Below are 13,414 nucleotides of genomic sequence, written 5' to 3' on the forward strand. Positions count from 1 at the left end.
CTGCCCGGTAAGGCAGTCTGTGAAAGCACTCTTTGTGACCGTGCATCACAGGGAGCGTTGATGGGGATGCATCAGATACAGTCTAGACTATGGAGACAGGATTTGCAGGAAATCAGGCGGTTATGAAAGGAAAGAGGGGCCGGAGCCCCTCTCTTTACCGGCTGGGACGGCGTGTCAGAACGCGATTTTCTCCCGGTCGCTGATACCCAGGTTCTTCCAGATGGAAAGGCTGGGTTCAGCCTGGTTCAGAGTATAGAAGTGCAACCCTGGAGCCCCGGCCTTGAGCAGTTTTTGGCACATTTCAGTGACCACTTCCTCACCGAACTTGCGGATGCTGTCGGTGTCGTCACCGTAGGCTTCCAACTGCTTGCGGATCCAGCGCGGGATCTCCGCGCCGCACATGTCCGAGAACCGCACCAGGCTGGAGAAGTTGACGATGGGCATGATGCCCGGCACCACCGGAATGGTGACACCCATCTGCTCCAGACGGTCGATGAAGTAGAAGTAGCTGTCGGCATTAAAGAAGTACTGGGTGATGGCGCTGTTGGCACCGGCCTGTACTTTCCGTGCGAAGTTCTTCAGGTCATCTTCGGCGTTGCGGGCCTGAGGGTGAAACTCCGGGTAAGCGGCCACTTCCAGATTGAAGTGATCGCCGCTGTGCTGCCGGATAAATTCCACCAGTTCGTTGGCGTAACGCAGTTCACCGGAAGCGCCCATGCCCGATGGCATATCGCCACGCAGGGCAACGATCCGGTTGATGCCGTTCTCTTTATACACATCCAGCAGCTCACCGATTTCTTCCCGGGTACCGCCCACGCAGGAGAGGTGCGGTGCCGTGGAGATGCCCTGCTGGTGCAGGTTCAGCACCGTCTCGATGGTGCGGTCCCGGGTGGAACCGCCCGCTCCGAAGGTGACCGAGAAGAAATCCGGGTTCACCTCGGCCAGCTGGTTACGCACCGCTTGCAGCTTCTCCTTGCCCTGATCGGTCTTGGGCGGGAAAAACTCGAAACTGAAGCGGCGTTTGAATTGCTTCTGGGATTCCATGTTTGTGTCCGATTAGTACCTGTAGCTTTCCGGCTTGTACGGGCCTTCGACCGGTACACCGATGTATTTCGCCTGGTCTGGAGTCATCTTGGTGATCACGCCACCAAAGCCTTCCACCATGGCGCGGGCCACTTCCTCGTCCAGCTGCTTGGGCAGAACCTGTACGTAAACGCCCTTGGCCTTGGAATCTTCCGGCAGGTCGGCAAACTTGCGCTCGAACAGATACATCTGCGCCAGCACCTGGTTGGCAAAGGAGCCGTCCATGATGCGGGACGGGTGACCGGTGGCGTTGCCCAGGTTCACCAGGCGGCCTTCCGACAGCAGGATCAGGTGGTCGTTGCTGGCCTTGTCGCGGTAGATCACGTGCACCTGCGGCTTGACCTCGTCCCACTCCCAGTTCTTGCGCATGTAGGCGGTATCGATTTCGTTATCGAAGTGCCCGATGTTGCATACCACGGCGCCGCTCTTCAGCGCTTTCAGCATGTTGGCATCGCACACGTTGACGTTACCGGTGGTGGTTACCAGCAGGTCGGTGTTGGCCAGCAGATCCTTGTTGATGCCCTGCTCGGTACCGGTGTTCACGCCGTCAATGTATGGGGACACAACTTCAAAACCGTCCATGCAGGCCTGCATGGCGCAGATCGGATCTGCTTCGGTGACTTTGACGATCATGCCTTCCTGGCGCAGGGACAGGGCAGAACCCTTGCCCACGTCGCCGTAGCCGATCACCAGGGCCTTTTTGCCAGACAGCAGATGGTCGGTGGCGCGCTTGATGGCATCATTCAGGCTGTGGCGACAACCATACTTGTTGTCGTTCTTGGATTTGGTCACCGAGTCGTTGACGTTAATCGCCGGGATCTTCAGGGTACCGTCACGCAGCATTTCCTGCAGGCGGTGTACGCCGGTAGTGGTTTCCTCGGTTACGCCGTGGCACTTGGCGATCACCTGCGGGTATTCCTTGTGCAGCAGCTCGGTCAGGTCGCCGCCGTCGTCCAGGATCATGTTCGGCTCCCAGCCGTCTACGTCCGCACCGACGGTTTTGTGCAGGCACCAGTCGTATTCTTCGTCAGTCTCACCTTTCCACGCGAACACGGGAATGCCTTGCGCTGCGATGGCGGCTGCGGCCTGATCCTGAGTGGAGAAGATGTTGCAGGATGACCAGCGTACGTTGGCGCCCAGTTCGACCAGGGTTTCGATCAGCACGGCGGTCTGGATGGTCATGTGGATGCAGCCCATGATGTTGGCGCCTTTCAGCGGCTGCTCCGCTTTGTATTTCTCGCGCAGTTTCATCAGGGCGGGCATTTCGCCTTCGGCAATTTTGATTTCCTTGCGGCCCCAGTCGGCGAGGGTGATGTCGCGGACTTTGTAGTCCTGGAAGTCATTCAGTTTTTCGGCCGGAGTGCTCATGGTGTTCTCCTGTCAGTTTGGTTTGGGCGTATTCGGTGAAATGGAATACGCCCAGTTATCCGGAATGGTCTGTTCAGATACCCGCAGCATCCTTCAGAGCCGCAGCGCGGTCAGTCTTCTCCCACGGGAACGCGGTGAAGGTCTTGCCGCCAACGGTCATCTCGTACGGATCACGGCCGAAGTGGCCGTAGGCTGCGGTGGCCCGGTACATCGGGTGCAGCAGGTCGAGCATGTTGGTGATCGCGTACGGGCGCAGGTCGAAGTGCGCTCGTACCAGATCGATGATCTTGTCATCGCTGATCTTGCCGGTGCCAAAGGTGTTCAGGGAAATGGAGGTCGGCTGGGCTACACCGATGGCGTAGGACACCTGGATCTCGCACTTCTCGGCCAGGCCGGCGGCGACGATATTCTTGGCGACGTAACGGCCGGCGTAAGCGGCGGAGCGGTCAACCTTCGAGGGGTCTTTGCCGGAGAAGGCGCCACCACCGTGACGGGCCATGCCGCCGTAGGTGTCTACGATGATTTTGCGGCCAGTCAGGCCACAGTCGCCCACCGGGCCACCGATAACGAACTTACCGGTCGGGTTGATGTGGAACTGGGTGTCTTTGTGCAGCAGTTCAGCCGGCAGGGTGTGCTTGACGATCAGCTCCATCACGGCTTCTTTCAGGTCGGCCTGGCTGACGTCCGGGTCGTGCTGCGTCGACAGAACTACGGCATCGATGCCCACCACCTGGCCGTTTTCGTAGCGGCAGGTGACCTGGCTCTTGGCGTCCGGACGCAACCACGGCAGCAGGCCGCTCTTGCGGGCTTCGGCCTGGCGCTGAACCAGGCGGTGGGAAAAGGTGATCGGCGCCGGCATCAGCACGTCGGTTTCGTTGCTGGCGTAGCCGAACATCAGTCCCTGGTCGCCTGCGCCCTGGTCTTCCGGCTTCTGGCGGTCAACGCCCTGGGCGATGTCGACGGACTGTTTGCCGATGATGTTGATCACACCACAGGTGTCGCCGTCGTAGCCTACTTCAGAGGAGGTGTAGCCGATGTCTTTGATCACACCGCGAACCAGGTCTTCCAGATCGACCCAGGCGCTGGTGGTGATTTCACCGCCGACGATGGCCACGCCGGTCTTGACCATGGTTTCGCAGGCTACGCGTGCGTGCGGATCGTCGGTCAGGATGGCGTCCAGTACCGCATCGGAAATCTGGTCGGCCAGTTTGTCCGGATGGCCTTCGGAGACCGATTCGGAGGTGAAGATGTTGTAGTCAGACATAGGTGTGCTCCTCTTGAGCGATTGCAAATTCGTACCGGCTCCGTCCTGTTTGACCTACCGGCTGCCTTGGTTGTTGTCAGGGCATACGTAAAACTACCTACACCCATATCAAAAGTTTTTGATATTCCTGTGACGGCGATTGGTTACGCCGCTTCCGTACTCTTCCAGAATTCTCTTACCTGTACCTGGAACCCGTTGCGCAGTCCTATAAACAGCTGTTCGCCAGCGGTCAGCCCGGCGTCTGCCGCCCAGGAAGTCAGTTCTTCCGGCTCGAAGCCCAGCCACAGGTCGCCGCAGTTTTCTTTGGCCCAGTCCTGGTCGTGACTGCACAGATCACTGACGACCAGACAACCGCCACTGTTCATCAGGGCTGCGGCGTCCAGAAAAATGTCCGCGGGGCTGGGCACATGATGCAGCACCATGTTGGCTACAATCAGGTCAAAGGCGTCGCCCCGCGCCAGCAGGGTGTCGGTCACGCCTTCGATCAGGTCGACGTTGTTCAGGTGTTCCTCTATGCAGGTGCGCGTCGCCTTGGCCAGCATGTCTTTGCTGTTGTCCAGGCCAACCACATGCTGGAACAGCTCCGACAGTACCGGCAGGAACCCGCCTTCACCCGGTCCGATTTCCAGAACGCTCTGCCATGGCTGCCTCGCTGCACGCTTGCGAATCAGTTCCGCGGTAGGCTCGGCGTACAGGTCAAAGGCAGCAATCAGCTCCTGCTGTTCCCGGAATTGTTCGGAGTGCCTGGAGAAAAAGGCCTGGGACTGTCCCGCCCGCTGCTCTCGTATGGCTTCAATTTTTTCGTCCAGATGCCGGGGCAGGGCAACCCTGTCGACGGTTTCGAAAATCTGGCGGATCGCCTGGTCGGCCAGTTTGTCACTGTCCAGATTCAGCGGGCGACGATAGAAAATGGCATTTCCTTCCCGCTGGGGCTCCAGCAAGCCGGCCTTGTGCATCACTTTCAGGTGATGGCTCATGCCGGACTGGCGCATGTCGAACATCTGGCTCAGCTCCAGCACACCGAAGGTGTCCCGCCGCAGCACCCGCAGGATTTCCAGGCGCAGGGGGTCGCCGCTCGCCTTGAAGATCGGGGCCAGTACGTCCACAGAGGACAATTCGTTCGCATGTGCATTGAGTGAGGTCATGGTTGGCAAGTGTAGGGGCGTTCGGTTGGTCGATCAATAGCCATATCAAAATTTTTTGATATAGATTTATGAGTTCTGTGAAATCAGTCGGTTTGGTGATTTTGTGCCGGCTTCATCGGAAAACCACTACATATGGATTTGCCCCGGCATACCCTAATCGGCGAAAATACGCGCCTTCTTTTTGAGCAGTATTTGCAGCTTGAAGTCTTTTCCTGAAAAACACTGGAGAATTGTCAATGCCGTCCCGTAAAGATCTCGCCAACGCCATTCGCGCGCTGAGCATGGATGCGGTTCAGAAAGCCAAATCCGGCCACCCGGGTGCGCCCATGGGTATGGCGGATATCGCCGAGGTGCTGTGGAACGATTATCTTAGCCACAACCCGGCCAACCCGCACTGGGCCAACCGCGACCGCTTCGTGCTGTCTAACGGCCATGGCTCCATGCTGCAGTATTCCTTGCTGCACCTGAGCGGGTACGACGTCAGCATTGATGACCTGAAGAACTTCCGTCAGTTGCACTCCAAAACACCGGGCCATCCGGAATACGGTTATACCCCGGGCATCGAGACCACCACCGGCCCGCTGGGGCAGGGCATCGCCAATGCTGTTGGCTTCGCGCTGGCCGAGAAGGCACTGGCTGCTCAGTTCAACCGTCCGGGCCACGACATTGTTGACCACTACACCTATGCGTTCCTGGGCGACGGCTGCCTGATGGAAGGTATCTCCCACGAAGTCGCCTCTCTGGCCGGCACCCTGGGCCTGGGTAAACTGGTGTTCTTCTATGATGACAACGGCATCTCCATTGATGGAGAAGTAGAGGGCTGGTTCACCGACGACACGCCCAAGCGTTTCGAGTCCTACGGCTGGCAGGTGATCCCCAATGTTGATGGTCACGATTCCGATGCCATCCGTGCGGCCATTGAAGCTGCCCGTGCCAACACCGCACAGCCCACCATTATTTGCTGCAAGACCATTATCGGCTTCGGTTCCCCCAACAAGCAGGGCAAGGAAGAGTGTCACGGCGCCCCGCTGGGCGACGATGAAATCGCTTTGACCCGCGAAGCCCTGGGCTGGCAGCACGGCCCGTTCGAGGTGCCGTCCGAGATCTACGCCGCGTGGGATGCCAAAGAAAAAGGCCAGGCTGCCCAGAGTGTCTGGGAAGAGAAATTTGCGGCCTATGAGAAGGCCGAGCCGGAACTGGCCGCCGAGTTCAAACGCCGCATGGCGGGTGATCTGCCGGCAGACTTCGCCGAAAAAGCCCAGGCCTATATCCAGGAATGCCAGGACAAGGGCGAGACCGTTGCCTCCCGTAAGGCGTCCCAGAATTCCCTGAACGCCTACGGCCCGCTGCTGCCGGAGCTGATGGGTGGCTCTGCCGACCTGGCCGGTTCCAACCTGACTATCTGGTCGGGCTGTAAAGGCGTGACCAAGGAAGACGCCTCCGGCAACTACATCTATTACGGTGTACGCGAATTCGGCATGGCGGCCATCATGAACGGTATCGCTCTGCACGGTGGCTTCGTGCCCTACGGCGCTACCTTCCTGATCTTCATGGAATACTGCCGTAATGCCGTGCGCATGGCCGCACTGATGAAGCAGCGCTCGATCTTTGTCTTTACCCACGATTCCATCGGTCTGGGTGAAGATGGCCCGACCCACCAGCCTATCGAACAGCTGGCCAGCCTGCGCACCACCCCGAACATGAGCACCTGGCGCCCGGCCGACACCGTGGAGTCTGCGGTGGCCTGGAAAGCGGCCCTGGAGCGCAAGGATGGCCCGACCGCCATGGTCTTCTCCCGTCAGGGCTTGCCGCACCAGCAGCGTGATGCCGAACAGCTGGCGAACGTGGCCAAAGGTGGTTACATCCTGTCTGACAGCGAAGGCACGCCGGAGCTGATTCTCATCGCCACCGGCGGCGAAGTGGGGCTGGCCCAGGACGCTGCAGCCAAGCTGCGTGAGCAGGGCAAAGCTGTGCGTGTTGTATCCATGCCGTCCACTGACGTATTCGATGCCCAGAGTGCCGAGTACAAACAGCAGGTGTTGCCGCTGGAAGTGACCAACCGTATTGCCATTGAAGCGAGCATTGCGGACTACTGGTACAAGTACGTGGGCCTGGACGGTCGCATCGTTGGCATGACCACCTTTGGTGAATCTGCGCCGGCCGGCGAGCTGTTCAAGGAGTTCGGCTTTACTGTCGACAATATCCTGGAAGTGGCTGACGAACTGCTGGACGCCTGATGACCAACGCAACGCCGTTTCGCATTGCCATCAACGGGTACGGCCGCATCGGCCAGTGCGTGTTGCGGGCCCTTTATGAAAACGGCTATCGCGACCATCTGCAGGTGGTCGCGATCAACGAGTTGTCGGATATCGACACCATTGCCCACCTCACCAAATACGACTCCACCCACGGGCGGTTTCACGGTGAGGTGGCCGTGGATGGCGATAACCTGGTTGTGAACGGCGACCGCATCCGCGTATTGCGTCACCCTGAACCCGAGGAACTGCCCTGGCGACTGCTGGATGTGGATCTGGTGCTGGAATGCTCCGGCGCCTATTCTGACCGGGCCACGGCGGAAAAGCATATTGAAGCCGGTGCCCAGCGCCTGCTGTTTTCCCAGCCGGGCGATCCGGATGTCGACCGCACGGTGGTCTTCGGCATTAACGACGGGGACCTGAACGGTCAGGACGTGATCGTAGCTGCCGGCTCCTGCACCACCAACTGCCTGGTACCGGTCATCAAGGTCCTGGACGATGCCTTTGGCGTAGAGCAGGGCAGTACCACCACGATTCACGCCGCCATGAACGACCAGCCGGTCATCGATGCCTACCACCATCAGGACCTGCGCCGTACCCGAAGTGCCCTGCACAATATTGTGCCCGTGGACACTGGCCTGGCCCGCGGTATCGAGCGCTTGTTGCCTCATATGGAAGGCCGTTTCAGCTCGGTTGCCATGCGCGTGCCAACGCTGAATGTCTCTGCTATAGACATGGTGGTTAACGTGCGTGAGCCGACCGACATAGCCACAGTGAATCAGTTGCTGTGCGGTGCATCCGCTGGCTCATTGAAGGGTATCCTCGGCTATACCGATGAACTGCTGGCCAGTTCTGACTTCAACCATGATTCCCATTCCGGCGTGGTCGATGGCGGGCAGACCCGAGTCACCGGCGGCACCATGGTGAAAGTGTTGTGCTGGTTTGACAACGAGTGGGGCTTTGCCAATCGCATGCTGGATGTCAGCAGAACCTGGTTGAGCAAAACCTGAAGAATATTGTGGGGGCTGATCCCGAAGGGAGTCAGGCTCCAGCCTTAGGCTTAGAATTTGCACCTTTGAACCCATAACTACGGAACCTGATTATGGCCATCAAGAAAATGACTGACCTGAACCTCGCCGGCAAGCGGGTTCTGATTCGTGAAGACCTGAACGTCCCGGTCAAAGACGGCAAAGTATCCAGTGACGCCCGCATCCGCGCCTCGCTGCCCACCATCAAGGCCGCCAAAGACGCCGGTGCCAAAGTCATGTTGATGTCCCACCTGGGCCGCCCGGAAGAAGGCGTGTACGACGAAGCCTCCTCCATGAAACCGGTCGCCGAACACCTGGGCACCCTGCTGGGTCAGGAAGTCCGCCTGATCAAGGATTATCTGGACGGCGTTGAAGTGGCCGACGGCGAAGTAGTGTTGTTCGAAAACGTTCGCTTCAACAAAGGCGAAAAGAAAGACAACGAAGACCTAGCCAAGCAATACGCCGCCCTGTGCGACATCTATGTGATGGACGCCTTCGGCACCGCTCACCGCGCCCAGGCCTCCACCCACGGTGTGGCCCGATTTGCCCCCGAAGCCTGCGCCGGCCCGCTGCTGGCAGCAGAGCTGGAAGCACTCGGCAAAGCCCTGGATAACCCGGCCAAGCCGGTCGTTGCCATCGTTGGTGGTTCGAAAGTCTCCACCAAGCTGGACGTGCTTAACGCCCTGGAAAAAGTGTGTGACCAGATCATCGTTGGTGGCGGCATCGCCAACACCTTCCTGGCCGCAGCCGGCCACCCGGTAGGCAAGTCCCTGTGCGAACACGACCTGATCGACACCGCCAAAGACATCGCCAGCCGCGTGGAAATTCCGCTGCCGGTTGACGTGGTGGTTGCCAGCGAATTCGCCGAAACTGCCACGGCGACGACCAAAAACATCTCCGACGTCAGCGACGAAGACATGATCCTCGACGTAGGCCCGGAAACCGCCGGCCAGTTCGCTGAACTGCTGAAAAACGCCAAAACCATCCTGTGGAACGGCCCGGTTGGCGTGTTCGAATTCGACCAGTTCGGCAACGGCACCAAGGCACTCGCCCAGGCCATCGCCGAAAGCGACGCCTTCTCCCTGGCCGGCGGCGGCGACACCGTCGCAGCCGTTGACAAATACAGCGTAGCTGACAAGATTTCCTACATCTCCACCGGCGGCGGCGCGTTCCTCGAATTCGTGGAAGGTAAAACCCTGCCGGCAGTAGCCGTGTTGGAAGAGCGTGGTGCTTAAGGGACCACTCAAAAGTTAGATTCGCGAGGCAGGTGGCGGGGTTGGCCTCCCGAGACTGTGCGCAGCATGGATGCTGCGCTCAAGCCTACAGGGATGTATTTACGGCGTGTCTCGGGAGGCCAACCCCGCTGCCAGCCGAAGCAGGCTCCCAAGTCTGCAGCAAAACAGAATTCAAACCTCAAAAAGTCAACGAAGGAGACAACCCATGGCCCTGATTTCGCTGCGGCAACTTCTGGACCACGCCGCCGAGCATGGTTACGGTGTGCCAGCCTTTAACGTAAACAACCTCGAACAAATGCGCGCCATCATGGAAGCGGCCGACAAAACCGACTCCCCGGTCATTGTCCAGGCCTCCGCCGGTGCCCGCAAATACGCCGGTGCGCCTTTCCTGCGCCACCTGATCCTGGCCGCCATCGAAGAATGGCCGCACATCCCCGTGGTTATGCACCAGGACCACGGCACCAGCCCGGCCGTGTGCCAGCGCTCCATCCAGCTTGGCTTCAGCTCCGTGATGATGGACGGCTCCCTGGGTGAAGACGGCAAAACGCCGACCAGCTACGAATACAACGTCGACGTGACCCGTCGCACCGTTGAAATGTCCCACGCCTGTGGTGTCTCCGTAGAAGGTGAACTGGGCTGCCTGGGCTCCCTCGAAACCGGCCAGGCCGGTGAAGAAGATGGCATTGGCGCCGAAGGCACCCTGGACCACAGCCAGATGCTGACCGATCCGGAAGAAGCCGCTGACTTCGTGCAGAAAACCCAGGTCGACGCACTGGCTATCGCCATCGGCACCAGCCACGGCGCCTACAAGTTCACCCGTCCGCCTACAGGTGACATCCTGGCCATCGACCAGATCAAAGCGATCCACGCCCGCATCCCGGACACCCACCTGGTCATGCACGGCTCCAGCTCCGTACCTCAGGAGTGGCTGAAAGTGATCAACGAATTCGGCGGCGAGATCCCGGAAACCTACGGTGTACCGGTGGAAGAAATCGTCGAAGGTATCAAGCACGGTGTGCGTAAGGTCAACATCGACACCGACCTGCGTCTGGCCTCTACCGGCGCCGTTCGTCGCTTCATGGCCCAGAACCCGGCGGAATTTGACCCGCGCAAATTCCTCAAGGCCACCATGGTTGCCATGACCGATATCTGTGTCGCCCGCTACGAAGCCTTCGGCTGCGCCGGCCAGGCCAGCAAGATCAAGCCGCTGAACCTCGAACAGATGTTCGAACGTTATGCGGCTGGCGAGCTGGACCCGAAGGTCAAGTAAGTCCCGCCTTGAAGCCCCCGACCTCCGGGGGCTTTTTCCTGATGGGTGATCTGAAAACCCTTCCCCCATGTTGATCCCCGCACTTATCGCTGCACCAAAGAACAGGATGCCGACGGCAAGAGTTGTCGCTCCGAAGGTTGGTATTGCTTAACGGCAGTTTTGCGTTTTGGCGTGGATGGCCAATACTTGAAGGCGTGCTTTTCCCGGTATTGGCCAAGGATGCCTTCCAATGAAGCTGTTCCACTGCGGTCGATGTGCCAACCTGCTTTACTTTGAAAACAGTCGCTGTACCCATTGCGGAGCTGACCTGGGCTTTGCCCCGGATGTCATGGATTTGCTGGCGATCGAGCCGGAAGGCGATAACACCTGGGCGACGGTCGCACGTGGTGATCTCTACCGGTTGTGTGACAACTATCAGAATCAGCGAGCCTGTAACTGGCTGATCCCCAAAACCGATCCGCATACCTTCTGTGTTGCCTGTCGCCTCAATCGCACCATTCCGGATCTCAGCATCGAGAAGAACAATGATCTCTGGCGTCGCCTCGAAAAAGAGAAACGGCGGCTTGTGTATTCCGTCTTGCGCCTGGGACTCCCGTGCGAACCCCGGAACGAAGATCAGCTTGGGCTGGCATTCGATTTTCTGGCCGATCAGCCGGCTATGTTTGACGAGCGTAAAAAAGTAACGACAGGCCATGCCAATGGCGTCATTACCATCAACATCGCCGAAGCAGACCCGGTGGAACGCGAGCGGATGCGCAACCAGATGGCCGAGCCGTATCGCACTGTTTTAGGGCATTTTCGCCATGAGTCCGGACACTATTACTGGGATCTGCTTGTCCGGAGTAGCCCGTGGCTGGGCAAATTCCGGGACCTTTTTGGTGATGAGACCAGAGACTACAGGCAAGCGCTGGACCAGCATTACCAATACGGCCCGCCATCTGACTGGCAAAGCCGATACATCAGCGCCTATGCCGGCAGCCATGCCTGGGAGGACTGGGCAGAGACCTGGGCACACTATCTGCATATGGTGGATGCATTGGAAACGGCCTGGCAGTTTGGCCTGCGGCTACACGCCCAACAGAGCCCGACAACAAGCAACGAACCTGGTCCGGCGTTTGATCCCTACCTGGCAGGCGATTTCGATGCGCTGATCAGGCATTGGTTGCCTTTGACGCTTGCGCTCAACAGCCTGAACCGAAGCATGGGGCACGACGACGCCTACCCCTTTGTGCTGGCGCCTGCGGTGGTGGAGAAGCTCCGTCTGGTGCACCAGATCGCTCACGGACGTTAATGAAAGGATCCCGAATGAAAAAGAACAAAGCGATTGACTGGAAAAACTACGATCCCAACGACTTCTACGATGAGCTGATCGCTGCCAAAGGGAAGTCCAGACGAGCCGCGACGGCGATTACCGACTACCTGGGCAATCTCGGGTCCGAGGAGATCCAGGCGCGCCAGCAGGCTGCCGAACTGGCGATACTGGAGATGGGGATCAGTTTCACCATCTACAGCGAGGGCGAGAATATCGACCGGGCCTGGCCTTTCGATATCATTCCCCGGGTGATCTCGCTCCGGGAGTGGGAAAACATTGAACAAGGGCTGGCCCAGCGCCTGACGGCCCTCAACATGTTCATTAACGATATCTACAACGACCAGAATATCGTCAAAGACAAGGTCATTCCCAAGTACGTGTTCGCCAACTCCAAGAACTTCCGCGAGCAGTGCCGTGGTTTTACGCCGCCACTGGGGGTCTGGGCCCACATCTGCGGATCGGATCTGGTGAGAGACAAGGACGGAAAGGTATATGTTCTTGAGGACAACCTGCGGGTTCCTTCCGGTGTTTCCTACATGCTGGAAAATCGCCAACTGACCAAGCGGGTGTTCCCGGAACTGTTCGACAACAACAGTATCCTGCCGGTGGATGACTACACCAACCAGCTGTTCGACATGTTGGCGTCGATTTCTCCAAGGCCCCAGGATCATCCAAGAATTGCGGTACTCACCCCGGGGATTTTCAATTCGGCCTATTTCGAGCACTCGTTCCTGGCGCAGCGCATGGGGGCCGAGCTGGTGGAGGGGGCTGATCTGGTCGTTGGTGAAGACGATTGCGTGTACATGCGCACAGTAGAGGGCCTGGAGCGCGTGGACGTGATCTACCGGCGCATTGATGACGACTTTCTGGACCCGGAAGTCTTTCGGGCAGACTCTACCCTGGGCGTGCCGGGCCTGATGCGAGCCTGGCGCAATGGCAAGGTTGGCCTGGCCAACGCGCCCGGTGCCGGTGTGGCTGATGACAAGGTGATCTACGCCTTTGTGCCAGACATGATCCGCTATTACCTCGATGAGGAGCCGATCATCCCCAACGTGCCCACCTATATGTGCGTGAACAAACAGGACCAGGAGTATGTGCTCGAGCACCTGGACGAGCTGGTGGTCAAACCGGCGAACGAGTCTGGTGGTTACGGCATGCTGGTGGGGCCGCATTCCACCAAGAAGCAGCGCACCGAATTTGCCCGTCTGATCAAGAAGAACCCACGCAACTACATCGCCCAGCCCACGTTGAGTCTGTCGGTCGCTCCCACGCTGTGCGACGAGGGTTTGGCGCCGAGGCACCTGGATCTGCGGCCTTTCGTGCTGCAGGGCGTGCGAACCTACGTTACCGCCGGCGGGCTCACGCGGGTGGCGATGCGCAAGGGCTCCCTGGTGGTGAATTCTTCCCAGGGCGGTGGAAGCAAGGATACCTGGATCGTGGACGAGGAGAATTGA

General features: G+C 58.9%; 10 protein-coding genes. 6 read left to right on the forward strand and 4 right to left on the reverse strand.

Annotated features, from left to right (window positions below; all coding sequences use genetic code 11):
• Nucleotides 1-174 precede the first annotated feature (174 nt).
• The 4 genes from metF to QPL98_RS10840 all read right to left on the reverse strand — a co-directional run bounded on the left by metF (nt 175) and on the right by QPL98_RS10840 (nt 4,860).
• Nucleotides 175-1,044 carry a methylenetetrahydrofolate reductase [NAD(P)H] gene (gene metF / locus QPL98_RS10825; protein WP_199452466.1) on the reverse strand — a complete coding sequence of 290 codons (870 nt, stop codon included), beginning with the start codon at nt 1,042-1,044 and terminating at the stop codon, nt 175-177.
• Between the two features lie 12 nt (nt 1,045-1,056).
• Complete coding sequence (gene ahcY / locus QPL98_RS10830; RefSeq protein WP_303293231.1) at nt 1,057-2,451, reverse strand: adenosylhomocysteinase; 1,395 nt, start codon at nt 2,449-2,451, stop codon at nt 1,057-1,059.
• A gap of 73 nt (nt 2,452-2,524) precedes the next feature.
• Nucleotides 2,525-3,715 carry a methionine adenosyltransferase gene (gene metK / locus QPL98_RS10835; RefSeq protein WP_303293232.1) on the reverse strand — a complete coding sequence of 397 codons (1,191 nt, stop codon included), beginning with the start codon at nt 3,713-3,715 and terminating at the stop codon, nt 2,525-2,527.
• A gap of 143 nt (nt 3,716-3,858) precedes the next feature.
• Complete coding sequence (locus QPL98_RS10840) at nt 3,859-4,860, reverse strand: metalloregulator ArsR/SmtB family transcription factor (RefSeq protein WP_226596782.1); 1,002 nt, start codon at nt 4,858-4,860, stop codon at nt 3,859-3,861.
• A gap of 236 nt (nt 4,861-5,096) precedes the next feature.
• Here QPL98_RS10840 and tkt point away from each other — a divergent pair, with 236 nt between their 5' ends.
• From tkt to QPL98_RS10870, 6 genes are all read left to right on the forward strand, one after another.
• Nucleotides 5,097-7,097 carry a transketolase gene (gene tkt, locus QPL98_RS10845; RefSeq protein ID WP_206852947.1) on the forward strand — a complete coding sequence of 667 codons (2,001 nt, stop codon included), beginning with the start codon at nt 5,097-5,099 and terminating at the stop codon, nt 7,095-7,097.
• Nucleotides 7,097-8,125 (forward strand): type I glyceraldehyde-3-phosphate dehydrogenase, encoded by a 1,029-nt coding sequence (locus QPL98_RS10850; RefSeq protein ID WP_141067050.1) that lies wholly within the window; start codon nt 7,097-7,099, stop codon nt 8,123-8,125. The genes tkt and QPL98_RS10850 overlap by 1 nt, the downstream gene beginning before the upstream one ends.
• A gap of 92 nt (nt 8,126-8,217) precedes the next feature.
• Complete coding sequence (locus tag QPL98_RS10855) at nt 8,218-9,378, forward strand: phosphoglycerate kinase (protein ID WP_303293233.1); 1,161 nt, start codon at nt 8,218-8,220, stop codon at nt 9,376-9,378.
• 205 nt (nt 9,379-9,583) lie between these two features.
• Nucleotides 9,584-10,648 (forward strand): class II fructose-bisphosphate aldolase, encoded by a 1,065-nt coding sequence (fba, locus tag QPL98_RS10860; RefSeq protein WP_303293234.1) that lies wholly within the window; start codon nt 9,584-9,586, stop codon nt 10,646-10,648.
• 229 nt (nt 10,649-10,877) lie between these two features.
• The gene (locus tag QPL98_RS10865) at nt 10,878-11,939 is read left to right on the forward strand and encodes a putative zinc-binding metallopeptidase (protein WP_022989737.1); all 1,062 of its coding nucleotides are present in this window, start codon (nt 10,878-10,880) and stop codon (nt 11,937-11,939) included.
• A gap of 14 nt (nt 11,940-11,953) precedes the next feature.
• Nucleotides 11,954-13,414 carry a circularly permuted type 2 ATP-grasp protein gene (locus QPL98_RS10870; RefSeq protein ID WP_022992437.1) on the forward strand — a complete coding sequence of 487 codons (1,461 nt, stop codon included), beginning with the start codon at nt 11,954-11,956 and terminating at the stop codon, nt 13,412-13,414.

The organism is Marinobacter sp. ST-43, from assembly GCF_030541085.1.
GTDB lineage: Bacteria > Pseudomonadota > Gammaproteobacteria > Pseudomonadales > Oleiphilaceae > Marinobacter > Marinobacter nauticus.